This is a genomic window from Methanomethylovorans hollandica DSM 15978 (assembly GCF_000328665.1).
GTDB classification, from domain to species: Archaea; Halobacteriota; Methanosarcinia; order Methanosarcinales; family Methanosarcinaceae; genus Methanomethylovorans; species Methanomethylovorans hollandica.
Genome location: NC_019977.1, coordinates 482,798 through 504,174, shown reverse-complemented (window position 1 = coordinate 504,174; position 21,377 = coordinate 482,798). Strand labels below are relative to the sequence as shown.

Annotated in this window: 20 protein-coding genes; 6 read left to right on the top strand and 14 right to left on the bottom strand. The window is 44.1% G+C overall.

Annotation, left to right across the window (positions count from 1 at the left end):
• Window positions 1-23: 23 nt before the first annotated feature.
• The 6 genes from METHO_RS02485 to METHO_RS02460 all read right to left on the bottom strand — a co-directional run bounded on the left by METHO_RS02485 (window position 24) and on the right by METHO_RS02460 (window position 3,752).
• Window positions 24-224: a hypothetical protein gene (locus tag METHO_RS02485; protein ID WP_015323945.1), complete on the bottom strand. Its 201-nt coding sequence runs from the start codon at window positions 222-224 to the stop codon at window positions 24-26.
• A gap of 123 nt (window positions 225-347) precedes the next feature.
• Complete coding sequence (locus METHO_RS02480; protein WP_015323944.1) at window positions 348-665, bottom strand: PDGLE domain-containing protein; 318 nt, start codon at window positions 663-665, stop codon at window positions 348-350.
• On the bottom strand, window positions 662-1,312 hold the full coding sequence (cbiM, locus tag METHO_RS02475; protein WP_015323943.1) for a cobalt transporter CbiM: 651 nt from the start codon (window positions 1,310-1,312) through the stop codon (window positions 662-664). The genes METHO_RS02480 and cbiM overlap by 4 nt, the downstream gene beginning before the upstream one ends.
• 258 nt (window positions 1,313-1,570) lie before the next feature.
• Window positions 1,571-2,083, bottom strand: coding sequence for a shikimate kinase (locus tag METHO_RS02470; protein WP_015323942.1), 513 nt, complete (start codon window positions 2,081-2,083; stop codon window positions 1,571-1,573).
• A 17-nt stretch (window positions 2,084-2,100) separates the two neighbouring features.
• Window positions 2,101-3,462, bottom strand: a complete 1,362-nt coding sequence (locus METHO_RS02465) for a PFL family protein (RefSeq protein WP_015323941.1) — start codon at window positions 3,460-3,462, stop codon at window positions 2,101-2,103.
• Between the two features lie 11 nt (window positions 3,463-3,473).
• Window positions 3,474-3,752: an ACT domain-containing protein gene (locus METHO_RS02460; protein WP_015323940.1), complete on the bottom strand. Its 279-nt coding sequence runs from the start codon at window positions 3,750-3,752 to the stop codon at window positions 3,474-3,476.
• A 373-nt stretch (window positions 3,753-4,125) separates the two neighbouring features.
• On the opposite strand from METHO_RS02460, the gene METHO_RS02455 reads away from it, so the two are divergent.
• From METHO_RS02455 to METHO_RS02435, 5 genes are all read left to right on the top strand, one after another.
• Entirely contained in the window at window positions 4,126-4,332 is a 207-nt protein-coding gene (locus tag METHO_RS02455; RefSeq protein WP_015323939.1) for a DUF5371 domain-containing protein, read from the top strand.
• Window positions 4,333-4,358: 26 nt separating this feature from the next.
• Window positions 4,359-4,844, top strand: coding sequence for a type IV pilin (locus METHO_RS02450; RefSeq protein ID WP_048830998.1), 486 nt, complete (start codon window positions 4,359-4,361; stop codon window positions 4,842-4,844).
• 505 nt (window positions 4,845-5,349) lie between these two features.
• Entirely contained in the window at window positions 5,350-5,607 is a 258-nt protein-coding gene (locus METHO_RS02445; protein WP_015323937.1) for a hypothetical protein, read from the top strand.
• Window positions 5,608-6,231: 624 nt separating this feature from the next.
• Window positions 6,232-6,798: a hypothetical protein gene (locus tag METHO_RS02440; RefSeq protein WP_015323935.1), complete on the top strand. Its 567-nt coding sequence runs from the start codon at window positions 6,232-6,234 to the stop codon at window positions 6,796-6,798.
• 85 nt (window positions 6,799-6,883) lie between these two features.
• A complete protein-coding gene (locus tag METHO_RS02435; protein WP_015323934.1) occupies window positions 6,884-7,516 on the top strand; it encodes a hypothetical protein in 633 nt (210 codons plus the stop codon).
• 130 nt (window positions 7,517-7,646) lie between these two features.
• Here METHO_RS02435 and METHO_RS02430 read toward each other — a convergent pair whose 3' ends face one another.
• The 8 genes from METHO_RS02430 to METHO_RS02395 all read right to left on the bottom strand — a co-directional run bounded on the left by METHO_RS02430 (window position 7,647) and on the right by METHO_RS02395 (window position 19,575).
• Window positions 7,647-10,109, bottom strand: coding sequence for a FlaD/FlaE family flagellar protein (locus METHO_RS02430; protein ID WP_015323933.1), 2,463 nt, complete (start codon window positions 10,107-10,109; stop codon window positions 7,647-7,649).
• 483 nt (window positions 10,110-10,592) lie between these two features.
• A complete protein-coding gene (thiI, locus tag METHO_RS02425) occupies window positions 10,593-11,762 on the bottom strand; it encodes a tRNA uracil 4-sulfurtransferase ThiI (RefSeq protein ID WP_015323932.1) in 1,170 nt (389 codons plus the stop codon).
• A gap of 76 nt (window positions 11,763-11,838) precedes the next feature.
• Window positions 11,839-12,123, bottom strand: coding sequence for an acylphosphatase (locus METHO_RS02420; protein WP_015323931.1), 285 nt, complete (start codon window positions 12,121-12,123; stop codon window positions 11,839-11,841).
• A gap of 22 nt (window positions 12,124-12,145) precedes the next feature.
• The gene (locus METHO_RS02415) at window positions 12,146-14,050 is read right to left on the bottom strand and encodes a threonine--tRNA ligase (protein ID WP_015323930.1); all 1,905 of its coding nucleotides are present in this window, start codon (window positions 14,048-14,050) and stop codon (window positions 12,146-12,148) included.
• A gap of 106 nt (window positions 14,051-14,156) precedes the next feature.
• Entirely contained in the window at window positions 14,157-15,227 is a 1,071-nt protein-coding gene (locus tag METHO_RS02410) for an AI-2E family transporter (protein WP_015323929.1), read from the bottom strand.
• A gap of 75 nt (window positions 15,228-15,302) precedes the next feature.
• Window positions 15,303-17,318, bottom strand: coding sequence for a phosphoadenosine phosphosulfate reductase domain-containing protein (locus tag METHO_RS02405; protein ID WP_015323928.1), 2,016 nt, complete (start codon window positions 17,316-17,318; stop codon window positions 15,303-15,305).
• Between the two features lie 41 nt (window positions 17,319-17,359).
• Window positions 17,360-18,733, bottom strand: coding sequence for an NADPH-dependent glutamate synthase (gene gltA / locus METHO_RS02400; RefSeq protein ID WP_015323927.1), 1,374 nt, complete (start codon window positions 18,731-18,733; stop codon window positions 17,360-17,362).
• Window positions 18,733-19,575, bottom strand: a complete 843-nt coding sequence (locus tag METHO_RS02395) for a sulfide/dihydroorotate dehydrogenase-like FAD/NAD-binding protein (RefSeq protein ID WP_015323926.1) — start codon at window positions 19,573-19,575, stop codon at window positions 18,733-18,735. Before METHO_RS02395 ends, gltA begins: the two co-directional genes overlap by 1 nt.
• Before the next feature lie 326 nt (window positions 19,576-19,901).
• Between METHO_RS02395 and METHO_RS13530 the strand changes: the two genes are divergently transcribed.
• The gene (locus tag METHO_RS13530; protein ID WP_015323925.1) at window positions 19,902-21,377 is read left to right on the top strand and encodes a mannose-1-phosphate guanylyltransferase/mannose-6-phosphate isomerase; all 1,476 of its coding nucleotides are present in this window, start codon (window positions 19,902-19,904) and stop codon (window positions 21,375-21,377) included.

The window sequence follows — 21,377 nt, the reverse complement described above, 5'->3', positions numbered from 1 at the left end:
AGTAATCCTTTTGAGAGACTGTGTCAACTGTTCCGATCAGTCTGTTTCAGGGATATGTATGCTATGTATGCACTTGTGATCACTGCAATCACAATTAAAGCGATCAAGTAACCAATGAAAAATTCGTTCCAGTAAGCACCAATAGCAACGCCGATGGAGAGAAGTGCAAGCTTGAATATCCCTATTTGCCACCAGGTGAACGTATACGATTGGAAAAGCTGCATGTATATATTTTGTATACTATCGTTATATAAAATGTTTGGCTCTATGGCTCTGTAGAAAACCGATGTTAATAAAAACTGAAGTAGATTTCTACAGAGCCGAAAAAAGAAGAAGAATAAGAAACTTCACTTCTTGATGATCTTGCCCAGGCCATAACTTATGGCAAGGACAAGCAGAGTGCCAATAACGATAGCAGCTACTTCACCGGATTTACCCATTCCCTCTATACCATAATCGGACATTGGGGAGGAAAAAACAGATCCTGCTTCTTCCATCTCTGCAAGCTTCTCCTCATTTATAACACCTGTTGCTGCACTTTCCAATCCATCCGGATAAGGAGATGCGAGGAAAGGAGCAACCACAGCAAGTAAAAGGGCTATGACTATGCCCGCATAGAGGAACTTCATGTTGGATCTGCTGCTGGTAGTTGAATTGCTGCTCATGTTTTTACACCTCTTGCAAGTGACTTGTTCTCCAGGAGGTCAGGTCTTGAGCTTGCAATTGCACTAATTGCAACCGCAGTGATGAGACCTTCGCCTATAAGGCCTATAATAAAGTGATAAGTACCCATGGCGATCAGACCTGGCACCAAGGGAAAGGTACCAGCAAGGTACATCTGTACCGCACATGCAAGAGCCGATACCAGCAGACCAAGCCATGCACCTACAAAAGAAGATATCTGCAGGTTTAGCCTGGAATTCATGAGAACAGAGAACGTATAGTAGCCTACGAACCCTGAAATAACACCCATATTAAGGATGTTGGCACCCATAGTAGTGATACCACCGTCAGCAAACACGAAACCCTGTACCAGCAGGACAAGAGTCAGCACAAGTACGCCAGCCCAGGGACTTGCGAATATGATCGCAACTAATGTGGCTCCTACCATATGGCCACTGGTACCCATACCTATAGGGATGTTCAGGGCCTGAATGGCAAATATACCGGCTGCAAGGGCAGCAAGTATGGGAACTTTCGTGTCATCCATTTCTTTTCCTGCCCATCTGATGGACATAAAAATAAAAGGCAAAGCTATTATCCAGTAAATAATGGCTTGGGAGAGGGGTATAAATGAATCAGGTATATGCATATTATTCCTCCAATAATATTAAAGTATGAATATCTTGCATTTTCGTAACACTTTTGATTCTGTATTTTGATATATATAGCTGGTGGTAATAACTTTTTTAAAAATAATAGCAATGAAAAACGTCCGGATAAAAAACAGAATTTTGATCAGCACTAATGTAGAGATTCATAAAATATTTGCTAACACAAAGCAGATGAAGCCCGATTATCAAACCTGTATAAGGGAATTTCAGAAATATCTAAGAAAAAGAACAAAAAGTCACTTTTCCGGTACATAACGGACTGCTTCCACTATTTTAGCGGCTACCGAACTGATAGTATCCCTGTCGCCTATATCAATGCTCATGTCAGCATATTTCTGATAGAGAGGGAACCTCTCGGCAAAAAGGATCTCAAAGCTTCGGCCTTTTAAACCTACGATACCCCGCGAGTCTTGATTGTTTATTTGCTGTTTGACCCTTGAAAGGGGGGTGTGCAGGAATATGATGATGGTCTTTTCTTTCAGGTAGTTCATTGCCTTGTCGGAATAAACTATGCTGCCCCCGGGAGAGATGACCATGCGATCGTTGATTTTAAGGCCAACAACAATTTTCTCTTCCATCTTTACCAGAGCTTCATCTCCTTCGGTATCTATAATATCCTGAAGAGAAAGCCCTGCCTTTTTTCGGACCAGCTGATCGATATCCACAAAGTCACACTCCAGTATACGGGCAACTTCCCGGCCTATGGAAGTTTTTCCTGACCCTGGCATGCCTATCATTGTAATGTTCATGGTATATACCTACCTGATCAGTTGTTAAGAGCCTGTATAGGAGCTGGTATCTTCCCGCCTCTGGAAATGAATTTCTCCGAACTGAAGCGGTTAACTGGCATTACAGGTGCTCGTCCCAGCAAACCGCCGAACTCTACCTCGTCACCTACCTGTTTACCAGGTGCAGGTATCAGCCGCACTGCTGTGGTCTTACAGTTGATCATACCTATCGCCATTTCATCTGCTATGATGGCAGATATCGTAGAAACCGGGGTATCCCCCGGCACAGCTATCATGTCAAGACCTACTGAGCATACACTGGTCATAGCCTCAAGCTTTTCCAGAGTAAGGGAACCATCCTGCACAGCGCGGATCATGCCTGCATCCTCACTGACAGGAATGAAGGCACCACTTAAACCGCCTACAGATGAAGAGGCCATAGAGCCTCCTTTCTTCACAGCATCGTTAAGCATGGCAAGGGCTGCAGTGGTCCCGTGGGTACCGCATCTCTCAAGACCCATAGCCTCGAGTATTGCAGCAACACTGTCACCAACGGCAGGAGTGGGGGCTAAGGAAAGGTCCAGTACGCCGAACTGTGCATTGAGACGGGAGGAAACCTCGCGTCCTACCTTCTCGCCCATGCGCGTGATCTTGAAAGCCGTTTTCTTAATGGTCTCAGCGATCTCATTGAAGGTGGGGTCCTTAAGAGCACGGACCGCGGCATTAACTACCCCTGGACCGCTGACGCCCACATTTATTGCGCAGTCGGCTTCGCCCACACCGTGGAATGCTCCTGCCATGAAGGGGTTGTCCTCAGGGGCGTTGGCAAATACAACGAGTTTGGCGCATCCGATACCACCCCGGTCTGCTGTAAGGGCTGCGGTCTGCTTTATCACATTACCCATAAAGGCCACAGCATCCATGTTAATTCCGGCATTGGTGGTTGCTACGTTGATAGAAGAACATACCTTCTCTGTGGTGGCAAGGGCCTGGGGAATGGAATTGATGAGCCGCATGTCACCTGGGGTAATGCCTTTGTGTACCAGGGCGCTGAAACCGCCTATGAAGTTCACACCGACCTTGGAAGCTGCTTTGTCCAGGGTCTCTGCTATGGATACGTAATCATCGCATTTGCACGCCGCTGCCACGATAGCAATAGGAGTAACCGAGATCCTTTTATTGACAATGGGCACACCATAGAGGCGTGCAACCTCATCTGTGACCTGTACAAGGTCCTTTGCATAAGTTGTGATCTTTGCATAGATATTGGCATTGAACTCATCGATGTCCGGGTGACAGCAGTCCAGCAGATTGATCCCCATGGTGATCGTGCGGATATCGAGGTTTTCAGTGGTGACCATCTGAATGGTCTCAAGTATCTCTTCGGGATGAACGAGCATGTTTTCACCTATCAGATCCTGTGCATGCAGGTGAAGGCATCTTCATGCTGTACTTTGACCTCCACACCCAGCCTTTGGCCTTCTTCTGCCATGCTGTTCTGGAAGGCGAACAAGTCGAAGTTCTCTTCCTGGATCTCTGCCAGCATGATCATTGTAAAGAGATTCTGCATGATGGTCTGGCTGATATCCACTATGTTCACTTTATGCTGGGCCATTACCGCAGTAATGCCAGCTACTATTCCTACTCTATCGATACCTATAACGGTAATAACAAAACGGCTTGAGCTCATGATAATACACCGGCGCGACACAGGAAAAACAATCGGATGTTCAACTACTGATTGGATTAAGTAGTTTGCGCAGGTATGAATGAAAATGCTCCCGGATTTTAGTATTGTGTTCAGATAACACAGTGTGAAATATAAAGCATAAAAATGCAGGTATAATTCGCCCTATAGCGGAAATATGTTCATCGGAAAAACATAAAGTTCCAGTTCCACAAAAAATATTCAAATAAAAATATAATTATATTATATATTGGATGTGAAGTGTCCCACAGTTCGACACATAACATAAAGTTTTTATATTGCAGAATTTATAATAATGATGATGATGAAAGCATGCAAGTGCATGTTATAACTAAAACTCAATCAGGAAGATACAATGGTGAAAATCGTACATGCTCAGACCGTGCTGACAGAAGAAGAACTTGCAGCTCTCAAGAAGAAATGTAACGAGCCTTCTACAAAGGAGGCTCTCAGCATCGCTGTGCAGCACTATCTGGAGTGTGAATACACGGACCTCGGAGATAAAATGTGGACGAAGAAATTAGAGAGGGTCGTCCAGAAGAAAAAATCTCAAAACATGTAACCCAAAAAACAGGAGAAAAACACGCAATGTGCAAAGCAAACCAATTCCTCGAGGGAGAGGAGGCAGTATCCCCGGTCATCGGTGTAATCCTGATGGTCGCAATTACTGTCATCCTTGCAGCAGTCATTGCTGCGTTCGTGTTCGGCATGGGACCACCAGAACAGGCACCACAGGCCAGTATTAGAGGGAGTGCTGAAAATATCGGCGTAAATACCGTACTGAAGCTTGAACACCAAGGCGGAGACAACTTTTACCTTACTTCAGCTAACACCAGAGTAATTGTAGATGGTGTAGCGGTCGAAGCATCCGATTTACCAGAAGCCTTTGAATATTCAGCAGGCAACACTGTATATCTATTCAATGAAAGTACAGGTGGACTTACACTTGGTGTTAAAACCAATGTAACAGCTGCTACAATTAGTAAAGTTGCAAACCAAGGTGCTACCGTCAACGTCAAGATAATTGATGTTGCCAGCCAGCAGATGATTGCCGACCTGTCAGTAAGGTTCTAAGCCTGAACACATGGAAACTTAAGGACGAGGGTGCAGCAATGCGCCTAAAATCCTTTCTGACTTTTTTATTACTCCAACGAGCTTATTACTGCCTTATTTTGCGCATGGCATAGTATCGATAGACACTATGTTTTTGGACTTTTATATGAAATGCACGTCTTTAAGAAGGTTTACTCTTCGGCATATACAATGATACATTTAAACCAAAGGAATTTAGTAAGTAGTCGTGTTTTACAGTATTCTTCACATTACACTCTGTTTGTTATATAGTGATTGTAAAGTATCATCCCTCGTGCAGATTAAACTCGAATTTGTATATATAGTGTGCTGTTCATTTGTGTATACAAGCCATAGATGAGAAATACCGGGAATAAGTCAGTGAGATCCTTCTTACTTTTCCGGGGCGTCATTTCTTTTTACTTCACACACTGAATAAAAATTAAATTCACCCATGATCGGGTAGCAGAAGGTAAAAAACGCGCAGGTTTGTTTATAAAGGTGAACTATGAATGCAGGTTATTTGTTGATTGCAGCAGTAATACTTCTTACTATAATTGCAATACCAATTTATCAGGGATTATCCGATCTGCAGAAGGTGGCTCTGTTATTATTTTTTATCTTAACGATATTAACATTTTCATACACGAGTCTGGAGCCATTTCTTACTGAAAGTGCAATGCCTGCATTTATGTTTGGCCTTTTTGGAATAATTGCCTCAGTAATGTATGTAATTGTACTGCTCACATCAGTCCGGATGCAATAGAAACATGAGAAACTAAACATCCTTGATGCAAATATGGTAAAATCTCAAACCATCTGTATATTCACATACCTTTAGCATATTATGCTGTCTACAATGATTTATATTAGGGTCTGGTTAAATATCATTGTGAGTATAACTAGTTTTTACCCAGTCCTAGATTACTGGGGCTAAATCCATAGGGGATTAAAAATCCCACAAACTTCCCAAGGTGTCAGCAAATAATCCTTCTTTCCATGCTGACACATCCCACTCTTCACATGGATGTTGGTTAAAAGATTTCAGAGGCCATTCTGCTTTGTTGCATTGCAGGGATGCGTACAGAAATATGAAAGACTTGTTATTATTGTAGCTTTATTATAAGCTTACTTCTTATCAAATTACTATTTTTCAATGAGAATAAATAGTTATTATCTGAGATTTTACATAGGTTTTTCTTACCGGATAATTATGCGGTTTCAGATGAACTTTCAAGGTTGCAAATGTCTGAATAAGTCCTGAATAAATTAGATGAATATCTGAATAAGATGGGTAGTTCATTAATTTCAATGATAATTCAACAAGTATATATACCATACAAAGAGAACTCTATTTAGTACACAGAATAATTGATAGGAGGTTTATACTGTGGAAATAGAAAAACTTTTGAGAGAGACGTGGGAAATCTTCCAAAAGAACATTGTTGCATTTATTGTAGGTACACTTATAGCTGGAATCGGGTCGATACTTATTGTAACCATTGCACCGTTTTTATATGGTGTCACACATATGGCATTTAAGGGGATAAAGGGTGAGACCGTGGAAATAGGCGATGTCTTTGCAGGATTCAAAGTACCCGGAGCCTTTGTACAGAGCTGGATAGTAGTCATCATCTACCTGCTATTGATGATCGCAGGTTCCATGCTGCTGGGAAGAGTCGGAGGTATTATTGCAATACTGCTGATCTATGCGTTGCCACTTTTGGTCATGAGAGGATACAAAGGAGTAGATGCTCTTAAGGAGAATTTTGAACTGATACAAAAATATCCTGCAGAAACCGTGATTGTATTCCTTGTATTCTTTGCGCTCAATTTCATTGGCAGCCTTATAGTGATCGGTGCGCTTATCACATACCCGCTTAGCCAGATAGGATATACCCTTGCGGCAAAGAACCTGGCAGGCAACAGCCAGCCAGCAGCCTATATAGAGGGATGAGACAGGTTATAATTAAATCCAAACCCTTTTACTTTTTATTTTTTAGAATAGATATAAATACTACCTAACTGTAGATATATATTAATTGAATTATTGTCCACAGGAGGCGAACATTATAGAGATAGAAACTCTCTTAAAAGATAGCTGGGAAATCTTCCAAAAGAATCTGGTTGCTTATATCATTGGTGCGCTTATAACGATCTTCGGATCGATCTTCCTTATAACATCCGCTCCATTAGCCTATGGCCTTGCCCACATGGCTGCAAAGGGAGCTAGAGGAGAGATCGTAGAAATAGCTGATGTCTTTGCAGGATTCAAGCTTGATAAGTTCATACAGAGCTGGGTACTGTTCCTGATAATTATGATACCCATATTTATAGGGTTCTTGCTCCTGGTTATCCCGGGAATAATAATCAGCATAGCTTTTGCAATAATTTTCCTCTATGCACTGCCATTGATGGTGGTCAAGGATATTGGTGCAGTGGATTCCCTGAAGGAAAGCCTGGAAATAGCAAAAGCCAACCCCCAGGACACAATAGTGCTTGTAGTAGTGGTCATGATTCTCAATGCAATTGGCAGCGCAATATGGATAGGGACCATCCTTACAATGCCCTTTACAATGCTAATACTTGTCCTCGCACTCCCCATGGTGACAGGTGCGGTATCAGGCATGAAAGTACAGGACATGAGCGGAAAAGAGGCTGAAACTAGCCTGTGAAAGCTTTCACAGGTTCACTTCTTTATTACATTATTTTATTTTTTTATCTCTTCTCTATCCATATCTGCTGCATGCATGCTTGAAAGACTAGGCCTCTGGCTCCACATAGGACATAAAGAGAACTGAGTTCTCAAATATTATATATCTCTGAGCCCTTGCGGACTTTTTCAATATCCCGGTCAATAACGGACAGTTTATTCTTGTCCACTTTGATCCCTGCAAGGTTCTCAATGAACCAGACGGATTTTACATGGTCGTCGGGATTAAGCTTCCAGTCCGGTTTCTCCATATAGAAATCGATGCCTTCAGCATATCTCATGAGTTCCATACGTGCTTCCTCTGTGATCCAGCCCAACTCCTCATAGTAAGAGAGAATATCAGGCAGATTATTACGCCCTACTAGTTCCATAAGAAACTCAAGCCATTCCATACACAATTTGATACTCGAGGAATTTTTCATGATGTGTGCAAGCTGTATGCTCTGATCTGCTACTTTATACCCCTTGGCACCTATTTTTTTGAGCTCTCCCTCCGCGTATTTGGATAGCTCCATCATCTCATCCCTGATCTCCTGCTGTGATGCTGAAACGTTTGAAATATCAGTACCGAGCTTTGCAACATTACCTTGAAGATCCTGTACGGTTGCAGATACTTCCGTACCTGACCTCTCCATGCTCGCAAATCTCGGGACAAGGTTTTCCATTGCACCTGCTTTAGCCGACAAAGCAGAGAAGCGATCATCATTTTCCTGCGCATTTTCCTGTATTTTAGAGACAAGAGCCGTGTAAGATCCCACAAGCTCGGAGATATGCTGCTCTATACTGGAAAGGCTTGACATGATATCCCGATTCTCAGACAGAACATGAGCCACTTGTTGTTCCATACCCAACAGGTGCGATTCCAGCCGGACTATACGCTCGTCCAGACTATCGAATTTCATACACGTTGCTGTCATCATGTCATCAGAAGAACCTTGCAGAGACCTCACAGAATCGCCAAGAACAGCCATATTCCCTGAAAGCTCCTCGTACATGCCACATACCTGAGAGACATTGCCTGCAGAAGATTCCAGCTTTTCTCTGATATCATCAAGTTCCTTGGACCCGGCAGGAGCGCATCCGTTCGAACTCTTCACAGCTGCAGGGAAAGGTACCCCTTCAGCCACTTTCTCAGGCTGATGAAGGGTATCTGACGATCGCTGCTTCATACCTGCAGTACCCTCTGCGGTATCATTGTAAGCAGGAAGTAGTGACTGGGAATTATTATCGATCTTAAGCGCTTCCGGAAAATCGAACAATGGATTCTCCACCGGAGTTACTTTTACAAAATCACCCGGAGAGATACTGATAGCATGATCATCTGGCAAGCTATCTGGGAGGATTTGTGGAGCAGGCATTGACAAGCCAGTACCACCTGCGGAAGGTGCAAAAGACGATAAGCCTGAAGGTGCCGGACCAAAAGGAGAGTTATTTGAAACAATGGACAATGCATTGCCTCTTGCCTGCCTCCCTCTTTCATATACAGAAGCATCAGGCGATTGTAGAGAATGGTCCTCTTCGAAAATATTGCCTTCCTTTATTTTCTCCATTTTATCCAGCAGACTTTTACCTTTAGTAAGGTTCCGAACATTGACAACAATGGAATTTGCCAGCTCACTTATACTCGTTGCCAGTTTTCCGGGTACATCAACCATCTTTCCGCCTATACCTGGCTTTTTCCCTGGTACTGTGTTCATATAACTGGGGGTAGAGCCACCTGAAAACAAAGGGTTCGGCCCGGAAAACGGAAAAGGAGCTAGACCCGATGGACCGGGGACGGCACTAGAAAGATTGATCTGGCCTGCAAAAGGGTCAGCAGCGGATGGGGGAATACCCTGAGCGAAAGGATCATGGGAAGCAGAGAATGGATCTGCTGAAGAAGGATCATCTGAACCTGCAATAGCAGCAGGTTGAAGTGGTGGCACAAATAGGCAAAATGGCGAGGACGGAGAAAATGTATCATTTTCAGCAGGCTGTGGGGATGCCGTAAAACTAAAAGGACCTGGACCACTTAAATTTGGACCTGGAACAGGAAATATTGAAATATCTGTGGCATTGATCCCAGGTTTCACAGGAGCAGGTAGCGGATCACCAACGTTGGTGCCATCTTCGGGCAATACCATTTCAAAGACGGGTAGTTGTCTTTTACTGGTTGTCTGTACCTTTGGAGTATCCTTTACCTCAGTTGCGGGAGCACCCGGAAATGCCATTGGAGGCTTCTTAGATAAAAAGATAGGTAAAGATCCCTCTTTTCCGTTAAATATGAAAGGAGGCGTTGGACCCCCTGGAACTTCCTGTTTAGACCCAAGAGAAGATAGATCCGGTATTTCCATGGAAAACAAAGGATAAGATACTACAGAAAGTTTGGAGGGTAAGCTTTTTTCAGGAAAGGCAATACTTGTCTCCTGTATGACCGGTTCCGAAAAAGCTTTCTGGAAAAGGTCTGAGATCGGAGCACCGGCAGCAAATGGTGGTGTGCCCGGTGCAGCATTTGTAGCACCGTCCGGTTCCTCTTCCTTCTTCTTGCCTGTCTGTTCCCATGGAAATGTGCTCATAAAGTTTCAACTTCAGATGTTATTGAGTTTAAATTAATTGGGATGAATATAACTAGTATGAATTATACATGGATTTATATAAAACTTATTGGAAGACTATCTCCACATTTAAGATAAGTATGTCCATTCGAGCAGGAAGTATGAATGAGAAATAAAAACATCAGTTGCAGTGAGAAAAAGTTAGAAGCAGGCGCACATGAAATTTGAGGGAATGGACGAGAGATAAAGGATGAAATTTGTGCTAGAAATTCATGTTGTTGTTACTCTGTGCGCCTAATCTGTGCATATGTTATCAAAATATATAAGGTTTTTGTAGTGTGCCGGAAGCGAATACGAGATGCTGGACACTAGAATTAAATAAGCATCATAATGATGACATTTCAATTGTGCAAATTAAAGACTTATAAAAAATAGAATATTAGTGAATCTGCTCAATTAAACTTACATATTGCAAAGATGGAGGTCATAAATGTATTGTACAGATCACAATCTGAATACTTGTGCGCCTGAAACGGAGAAACTCACCAGACCGTCAATATCTACTTTGCTCTCCTCAGCAAGCAAAGAATCATACTCAGCTCTTGTCTCGGGTTTTTCCGGTACAGCCGAGCAACATGTTACAGGCCTGACAGACACATCATAAGAACCTATTTTCCTTGCAATATCTATAATATCTGCTTTATCAAGAGCTATCAACGGATGGTATAGAGGTATGGCAAGCCCATAAAGCTCTGCGTACATATTTGCAGATGTCTGTGAAGCTACCTGCCCTAAAGAAGAGCCTGTGATTACACCGGTAGCGCCTTCACGCTTCATGATCTCATAAGCAACCCTATACATGGTCCTTTTGCACAGCACGCATGTTTTGTTCCTGGAGCACTGTTCCACAAACGCCTTCAGAGAACATCCATGCGGGACCTCATATATTTTTAGAGGGTGACCGGGAGCCCATTGCTGCAGCACCCTTATGCTATCCAGTGCACGCTGTCTTGTGGAATCATCTGCAAAAGGTTCATTGCTGCAGTATACCGGAATCATCTCAACACCTCTTTTCATCATGAGCCAGGCAGCTACAGGAGAATCAATACCTCCGGATACAAGAGCGACCATTTTCCCCTGAGTTCCCAGAGGAAGACCGCCTACACCCCTGGAATTTTCCGTGAAGACATAGGCTTCCTTCTGGCGCACCTCTACAAAGATCTCCTTATCCGGCCTTGTGAGATCCACTAAAGGAGTTTTGCCTTCTGAAAGCAAACGCTCCCACACCGCATCTCCGCATTTCAGTCCTACATCCTGGGAAGAAAAATCATGATTCCCGGTCCTGCGGGCCCTTATGGCAAAAGAATCACCCTCCCCGATGAACCCCACAGCAATATCAGCACATTTTTGCGATACGGAATCAAGATCTGCATCAACAGCAGTTGCAAATGATGCAGATACAACACCAAACACATCAGCTGCAGCGCCTGCTGCCATTTCATCGGAAGTCTTGATAAAGATCCTTCCCCATTCCCGGCTCAGACCTGAATACTCCACACCGCGTTGATCAAGCATAGCTGAAATATTCCTCATAAGGACCTTTTCATAATGGTTCCTGACACCAGGACTTTTCAGTGCCAATTCCCCGTATCTGACAATTACTATGTTGTTCATCGTCCCACTGTCCTCTGATATGTTTTATATAACTTAGCCCTAAAGAAAATTTACATAAATGCGAATATGGACATGTTTATCGTCTTATGACAAAGCCTGTAAATTCACCTGAAGCCTGTTTCCATTCAACACCCAGCGAATCCACACAGGACATAGGAGGACCTACTCTTAGCCTTTGCAAGAGTATTTCAACAGACTGTTTAGGTCCTTCGGCAAGGACCTGTACGCAACCATCGGGAAGGTTACGGGCATAACCTGCAATGCCAAGTTCCTGTGCAGTGTTCTTTGTGAACTGACGGAAAAAGACTCCCTGTACCCTTCCGTACACATGGACTTCGGCAAGTACGTGTCCCATATCCATGGAAGGGTATTCAGGAACCATCTTATATGAACTTTGGCCTCTGTGAGAGCATCTTTGCAAGAGGCAGACCCCGGTAGGGCAAGCCAGCGATCTCTGCCTGTATGCGGGAATCCAGTTCATCTGTTGACATTTCCATGGTCTTCGGGCGATTAGCCTGAGATTCCGCCCTTATGGTGACATTTATTCTGCCAGTTTCAACCTCTTTGTCCCCGATGACTACCACATAAGGAATCCATTCGCGTCCTGCTTCACGTATACGCTTGCCCACAGTATCTTCTCTGTCATCGATATCTACACGGCAATTAAGCTTTTCTGAAACCTGCTTTGCAAACTCAAGATGCTTTTCAGATATTGGAAGCACCCTTACCTGAGTCGGAGAAAGCCATACAGGAAGCATGGGGACCTCACCCCTTTCAGTTCTCATGGCTTCTTTTTCCAGTAAACCATAGATACAGCGTTCTATAGCACCACTTGGAGAGCAATGCAGAATGGTCGGACGTTTCTCCTCACCCGTGACATCTATGTATTTTATGTCATATCTTTCAGCATTTTCCACATCTATCTGCACTGTGGAAAGAGCACTTGCCTTTGCCAGGGCATCTACAAAATTAAACTCGAACTTGAGCACGAAGTAGAAGAAACGTGTATCCCACATCTCTATAAGTACTGGTTTGTTCACAATGCGGGCAAGATTGGTGATGAAATCCTTGTTCTCTTCATAGAAATCTCTTGTGAACCTGATGGCGACCTCAAAATCGTCAACTTTGATACCTACCTGGTCCAGAATACGGATACACATGTTGTACTGTTCTTCGAACTGGGAAACAGCCTGTTCCATATCATAACAGAGTGTATGCATATCAGGCATTGTGAATGCCCTCAAGCGACGCAGGCCCACAAGCTCTCCCCTCTGTTCCTTACGGAAACTGTAGCGTGTAAGCTCTATCATCTTCAGAGGGAGACTTTTGTAAGACATGGTCATGTCATGGTTGATAAGGAACTGGCCAAAACAAGCAGCAAACCTCAGGAAAAGCTGCCTTTTATCTGATTCTATGGAATACTGCCTTGCAGGGAACCTGTCAAGATACTTCTTGAGGGTCGGATGGTTCATATCATACATAATAGGAGTTTCAACTTCCATAGCCCCCACTTTGATGGATTCCTCGACCACATAGTTCTCCAACAGGGATTTAATAAGCCGGCCTTTAGGATAATAGCGCATGTTACCTGAATCCGAACCCGGCTCATAATCGGCTAGCTCAAGCCTGCGCATAAGCTCCACGTGTGGAGGTGCCTTATCAACCTCTCTTTTCTTGGAGATCTCATAATCAACGAACTTACTAAGGTTCTCATGACCTTTGAAATCAAATCCGTCCATTTCATGAAGCTGACCGTCCGGAGTAAGGATACGCCAGTATGATTTGGCGGTGCTTTCGGCTTTCAAAGCTTCAGAAACAACCTCCGGTTTTCCTTCAAGGGCACAGACAACATTGACACCATCTTTGTTTTCAGGAGATATTGACCTGGATAGCTCGGACAGGGGATGACCTTTGCAGCTGATCTTGAATGCTTTGTACCAGCCAAAGGGAGCTCTTTTTACAATGTACTTGCCTGATAGTTCTTTTTCCATAGCTGTTAGTACATAAACAGCAACTTTTGGGGAAGAGAGATCTGAACTCAGATGAGCATAAGGATAAAGCATTATGCTTTCGGTTTTTACCTGCCCTGCAACCTTCTCGACCTCAGAAACAGCTTTCTGGGCAACCTCATCTGGATTGACCTCATCTGCCTTCTCTACGGCAATGAAAACTGTGAGTGCATCCTCCAGCCTGCCAGACTTCATTGGATCTTCGATCTTCTCTGCCACTGGGGTGCTTTTTTTGACCTCATATTCGATATAATCAGAATGGATGAGCAATAATTGCATGATTTCACCTGCGAAATTACCTGTAGACTTAGATTTAACAATACTTATAAACCTTTTTAACGGAAACAACTTGTACGTTTACAGAACGATCCTGGTGGATAAACCTTCATGCAGGAAGTCCTTCTTCTTCTTCCTTTTTACCATATACCGGTGTTCCCACATGCACCCTATAGGCAGCTATCAAAGAAGCAAGGATTATAGGTGCCACAAAGAAACCTGCGATACCCCCTACAAAAGCACCTCCCAGGAAAGAGAGCATGATCAACATTGGATGCACACGTGAATGCATGCTCGCAAGATATGGACGAAGGATAAATTCAGGTGGCACATAGATGACCACAGAAGCCACTACAAAGAAGATCACAGCTGCCTCAAGTCCCATCTGGAAATAGCGGATCACTGCCAAAGCAACAAGGACGACATAACCGGCAAACAAAGGGACAATAGAAGCAATGAAAATCAGAGTGGCAAGAGCCAGGATATGAGAGAAGCCAAATATATAAAAGACCACCAGAGAAGTGATGCTGACAAATAAGGCAGCATAGGCATTTCCAATGAAAACGCCCTTAAGTATAAGGTCCAGATGCTGTATATATTCCGTAATCCAGGGCCTATTATCCACTGGCATGAAAGCAACCACGCTATTGTAGACCTTTGGCCCATCTACCAGAAGGAAGTAACAAACTAATACAGATATGACCAAATTGAGAGCAAACATCATAAGGGTCTTTGCATATGCCAGAAAACCAAACCCACTCAAAAGAGGAAGCACAGAAGTGGAAGTATCCCATATGAATTGTAGGATACTCTCATTATATTCCGGGGGCACATCTATGGAACGGACAAAATCGAACAGCGAATTAATGAACACATCCTGATTATCGAAGATCCAGCCAATGAATCTTACTATCTCAAATATGCCCGAGCCAATGATAAGGACAACTGGCATGACGAGGGCAAAAGTAGCTACCAGCGCACCAATCCTTTGATACCGATGTAATTTGAGATAGATGGGACGAGCGATGTATGCCAATACAAGACCCAGGACTATACCATCTGCAAGAGGAAGGAAAATAGAAGCAAGGAACAGTGAAAGCAGTATAATGATCAGGACAGCAGCTATCTTTAATCTGGACAATATCAGGACAGAAATACCATCTAATTGACCTATCTGCATGTGCACACATCTTACAGTATTTATTTCAAAGCAGTTATATAATTACTAGTAAAGTATTAAAATCTCACTCATACATCAGGCATTCTGCCTGAGCCACGGCAAATTACGAGAAGCATATTTAAGGACAACACATGGTTCAATGCAGTTACCACATCGTATACATGCATCACTGATGTACAGACCGCGCATATCATCAACCTCAATAGCGCCAACAGGGCAAACCCCCTGACAGATACCGCACCTTGTGCACATGCACACTCTCATAAGCTGCAATACGACCTGTCTGAACACTTCAGTGGCCTTTGCTCTGCTGCCAGCAGTGACCAGCAGGTTACCTGAAGAGAAGAACTTTATAGTTGCATCATCGGCCTTTATAAGCAACATTCCCATGTTTTCGGCAGCCTTTATGATGCCTATTATGTGCAGTACGTCCGCTGCATCGTCCAGAGAAACGCCCCCTATGTTGGCCTCAACAGTAAAACCTCCGCTCGTGCAGGGAGAAACACCGCTGACAGAATCTACCCTGAAATTTCCATTAACTTCAGGAACATCATATCGGATCTCGAGCTCTTCTGCAAGCTTGAGCATTTTTGGTGGAAGCTCCTTCCAGCGCCAGAAACCATGTTCCACAAATGATTCCGGAAAACCTTTTTTGCTGGCCCATTTCAGCAGATATGAATGCCAGCGTGCATGAAGATCAGGATGCAGCCGGGAAAAAAGCTGATATTCAGCAGACAGGGAAGCAGGACAGAGATAACATCCCACCCTTTCGAATCCCATGTCATAAAGAGGATTGTATTCAAGTTTCTTTCCGTATATATACAGCCATACTTCTATCGCCCTCCAATCACGGATGGGAAAAATATTGAGCTGCGTGGGGACAAATGGGTTCTTCTCACTTGCAGAAATGGAAGCCCTGGTAAATGATTCGTATCGTCGCTTGCCATCCACAGTAAGGCACACCTGCCCTTCACTTGATGATTCATCGATGAGCCTGTTGGCTGGTGCCAGCTTGCATACTTTACAACACCAGCGCATATCCTTTGCCGGGGGACCGAACCTTTCAAGGTTCTCCCAGAAAGCATCCCCCGCAGCTGACTCCTTTAAGTCGATACCCCGACTGGAACAGAAATTGCGCGCAAATTCTACTGTTTCAGGGAACTCGATACCAGTATTAAGGAAGAAAGCTCTGATTTCTCTGCTTTTGAGAGTATTGACGGTCAGATCAAGCACCACGAGACTATCCTTTCCCCCACTGAAGGATACATGGACAGGCAGAGCCTTGTATTCCTTGCGGCTTACAACCCCCTTGACAACATTGGCAGCATCCCTGGATATTTTCTCCATGTGACTTGCATTGGCCTTTATGACATCCTGCATGGAAGCAATACGCCGATTCAGTGAAACTTTGTTTCCGTCGAGCTTCCTCACCCTCAATACAGCATCCTGTGAACTTTGAAGGTGTGCATGATCCGAAAGGGATACGCCAAAACCTATAAGATTGCCACACCTGATCAGAACAGTATCTCCCTTTGTAATATCTTCCGTATAACTTAGAATTTGCTCAGCTTTTACCTTCTTGCCGCTAAGATGGCTGGAAGCCTTCCTTAGAACAATTGTCTTATTAGTAGTATGCTCTCCCAGTACCTTTGCACCTTCAACGGACAGATCTAAAACATAATCCAGAAACTTCATATCAAAACGCAGTACCCCAAAATGCAAACCGTCAACTATAATTTCATCTGTCCTGTCCTCACCTGTGGTCTTGTTAAGCAGCACAATCCTTTGACCTATGGGGTCACACCCGAAAGCTGATAACAAAAGACCACTGAGCACTTCCCGCTCAGGTGGTGAACAGAACCTGACGTCTCCCGGGGGTGCCAGACCTACATGACTGCCCTGTGACCGACAAATATCACATGTAGACCTTAACAGAGGAACATTACAATGCTGACACCAGAAAATATGATGTTGCAGATCTGCACCATGCTGCTTCCAGGATCTTGGTGATCGGGTTTTAAAGTGAGAGCTAACAGGCTTTCTGGCAGAAGAATTTCCTGATAATATAAATTTCTTATTTCCGGGTTTCATTGCAGTCCAATTAAAAAAGTGAATGACCGATCATCATAAGGTCATTGTTTGCTAAGATAATCATGGATGGTTTGAGCGGCCAGCTTTCCGGCGCCCATAGCACTTATCACTGTTGCAGCGCCTGTGACCACATCGCCACCTGCACATACACCCGGAAGAGAGCTCATAGCTGAATCATCTACCACGATAGTGCCTTTTGGAGTGGATTCAAGACCTCCAGAACCTGAGAATATGATCGGGTTCGGAGATGTGCCGATGGCTATTATCACCGTATCGGCTTCGATCTGGTGTTCTGAACCTTTCACAGACACAGGTCTTCTGCGGCCTGAAGCATCAGGTTCACCAAGCTCCATCCTGATGCATTCCACACTCTTGGCACTCATTTTATCATCACCCAGAATGCGAACTGGGTTTGTGAGCAGTCTGAAAATGATCCCTTCTTCTTTAGCATTCTCCACTTCTTCTCTACGTGCCGGTAGTTCATCTTCTCCACGCCGGTAGACAATGCTGACCTCGTCAGCACCCAGTCTCAGAGCACATCGTGCAGCATCCATTGCCACATTCCCTCCACCTACCACGATCACCTTTTTTCCCCTTTTGATAGGTGTGTCATATTCAGGGAAACGGAAAGCTTTCATGAGGTTCACACGGGTCAGGAACTCATTGGCAGAATAGACACCATTGAGGTTCTCTCCTTCAATACCCATGAAATTCGGAAGTCCTGCTCCAGTTCCCAGGAATACAGCATCGAACTCTCCCCTCAGTTCATCCAGCGTCTTGATCCTGCCTATGACATAGTCTACTTTTATGTCCACTCCAAGCTGCTTTATATATTCTACCTCCTGGCGTACTATCGCCTTTGGAAGGCGGAACTCTGGAATACCATAGGTGAGCACACCTCCGGGTTCATGAAGTGATTCAAAGATCGTCACGGAATGCCCGGCTTTTGCAAGATCTGCGGCAGCTGTAAGCCCTGCAGGACCTGAACCCACCACAGCCACGTGTTTGCCAGTTGGCTTTACTTTCTGAGGTGCTTCCACACCCTTAACACTCTCATGATCTGCAGCAAAACGTTCAAGACGTCCTATAGCTATGGGTTGGCCTTTCTTTGCGAGCACACAATATTCTTCGCACTGCACTTCCTGAGGGCAGACACGCCCGCATACTGCAGGAAGAGCATTGGTGAGCTTAATCGTCCTGATGGCCTCATCGAAATCCCTTTCGGCAATGCTGGCAATGAAAGCCGGAATATCGATATTCACAGGACATCCCTGCACACATTTTGGATCTTTGCATTGAAGGCAACGGTCAGCTTCAGCAACAGCTTGCTCCTCTGTATAACCCAGTGCTACTTCATTGAAGTTCCTGCGCCTTACTTCAGATTCCTGTAACGGCATGGGCTGTCTTGCTGCCATTACTGCTCGCCTCCGCAAGTACATTCATGCCTTTTCATGGAAATGCCCTCTTCGTCCCTGTAAACTGCAAGGCGGTTCATGAGCAGATTAAAATCGACCTTGTGGGCATCGAACTCAGGCCCGTCGACACAGGCAAATTTGGTTTTACCGTCAACAGAGACACGGCATCCGCCACACATTCCCGTGCCATCGATCATAATAGGATTTAAGCTTACAATGGTCTGGGTACCAAAAGGCTTTGTCACACCTGCCACTGCCCTCATCATTATGGGAGGGCCGATGGCCACCACGCGATCCACATGTTCACCGCTTTGCAGCAGTTTCTGGAGGACATCTGTTACAAAACCGTGATGTCCTTTAGTACCATCATCTGTACATACAATCAATTCATCGCTTACAGCCCGCATCTCCTCTTCAAGTATAAGCAAGTTCTCACTCCGGGCACCTATGATGGTTATCACTTTATTACCTGCTTCTTTGTAGGCTTTCGCCTGCGGATATGAAGGAGCTACACCCACGCCTCCTCCCACCAGTACAACAGTACCCAGTTTGTCTATCTCAGAGGGAGTGCCCAGAGGACCTACAAAATCCTGTAGTTCTTCCCCGCCTTTAAGCGTGGCAAGCTGTTTGGTGGTCTTGCCCATCTCCTGGAAAATAATAGTCACAGAACCGTCTGTTACATTACAATCCGCAATTGTGAGGGGGATCCTTTCACTTTGTTCATCGATCCTTATTATCACGAACTGCCCGGGCTTTGCAGCTCTTGCCACATCAGGCGCAAGCACCTTCATCAAGTGTACCTGGTGTACCATATCCCGTTTCTCGACTATACTGTATGACATTTGATCACATTTCCAACTGGATTGAGGATTATGGTGCATAGGATAATATTAATAGTACTTAAGAATTCAGTTGATACATCGTGGATCAGATTATACATATCTGATGAAAGGTCGATAATTGGTCGCTATCTGCAAAGATAATGTCCTGACAGTTAATATGTATATGCTGGTAATGACATTCACAATGCCAGTACTTTCTACAGAAGTTCCCCTAACAGATAATATTATTGTATGCAGAGAATGCGGGTAACTAATATATATTAATAAGGATTTCACCTATATATTTCTGTATCAGATAACTAAAAAATTAACTCTGATCGATCTAAATGCAATCTATCTGGCCTGGAATACCGGCTGATAATACTAGATATATACATCCATATACCTTAAAAAGAGGAGATGAAAACATTAGATCACTCATCCTTGCAGGTGGATCTGGAACAAGATTATGGCCACTTAGCAGAAAACATAATCCAAAACAATTCCTCAAACTTGAAGACACATCTTTTTTCCAGAATACCTTGATACGCTGCCTGGAAGTCTCTGATATATCAGAGATCTTCGTTGTGACAAATGATTCACAGCGATTCTTTGTTACAGGTCAGGCTAAAGAACTGGGATATGACCTGCCTCCGGAAAACGTACTGATAGAACCTGAAGCGAAGAACACTCTTCCAGCTATCAGCTTCGGTATGCGGGAAATAGTAAAAAGATTCGGAAAATCCATTGTAGGGGTTTTTTCCTCGGACCATGTACTTGACATACGTGCAATGGAAACAATAAAAAATGCGCAATTGCTAGCAAAGGAACATCTTGTCACTTTTGGGATAGTGCCCACTTCACCGCACACAGGATACGGATATATAAAGCCAGCTGAAAAGATCGATGCCGGCTATAAGGTAGCCGAGTTCAGGGAAAAACCAAATCATGAAGATGCTCTGAAGTACCTGAAAGAAGGTTGCCTGTGGAACAGCGGAATGTTCCTTTTTGATACTGAGGTGTTTTTCGGAGAGTTGAAGGAGCACGAAAGTTCATTTTATAAAGCCTTTGGCCCTGAGATAGATCCTGATGCAGCTATTGAAGAGATATATGAAAAAGTAAGGGCAATCTCCATAGATTACGGTATTATGGAAAAATCCAGGAATGTCGTGGTGGTGCGCCTGGAACATAAATGGAGCGATCTCGGGAATTTTAATGCAATATATGAGGAGTCCGAAAAGGATGACAATGGAAATGTGATCTATGAATGCGAGAACATTCTTATCAATTCACAGAACAACCTTGTCTATTCCAAATGTGATAAGCTTGTGGCTCTTATAGATGTGCAAAACATGGCGGTTGTCGATACACCGGATGCCCTGCTCGTCTGCCCCAGAGAGAGCAGCCAGAAAGTAAAGCAAGTAGCTGATGCTTTACACAGCAAAAATGATGAAAGGGCATATCTGCAGCAGACAGTATACAGGCCATGGGGTTTCTATACTGTGATGGAGAAATCCGGTAGGCACAAGATAAAGAATATAACAGTGGATCCAAAAAAGAAGCTCAGCCTCCAGCTTCATTACCACCGCAGTGAGCATTGGATAGTTGTCAAGGGAATGGCAACCGTGCAGATCAATGACGAAACCTTTTTCCTGAGGCAGGGCGAAAGCACATTCATAAGTGCCGGCATGAGGCATAGGCTTGCAAATGAGGGTAAATTGCCCCTGGAGATCATAGAAGTGCAACTTGGAGAATGCGTGGACGAAGATGATATCGTACGATTTGATGATGAGTATGGACGGGTTCCACACGATAATGGGTGA